At 56.8% G+C, this 264-nt stretch carries 1 protein-coding gene; it reads left to right on the top strand.

All coding sequences use genetic code 11. The features are described from left to right. Positions 1-126: 126 nt before the first annotated feature. Positions 127-264: ESPR domain-containing protein (locus ACV22Z_RS35930; protein ID WP_448075122.1), on the top strand; the 138-nt coding region annotated here is incomplete at its 3' end.

Raw genomic sequence — 264 nt, forward strand, 5'->3', positions numbered from 1 at the left:
CTAAAGATCTTCTTTTCGCAAGATGCAAGGCGTTTGGCGCTTGGCAATTTCTGACGATTGCCCTGTAGTTTTCTGACGGTGTGGTTGCTATCGTTCGTCATTCTGAAAGAAACGCCGGTAAGAACGATGAACAACAAGACCTACCGTCTGGTGTATTCCAGACTCCGGGGAATGGTGGTGGCGGTCGAAGAGACGGCGACTGCCGCGGGGAAAACGGCATCCGGCGAGGGCCGTGCCGGCCGCCGTGCGATCGGCGGTTCGGGT

The sequence above is a fragment of the Burkholderia sp. PU8-34 genome, assembly GCF_053427725.1.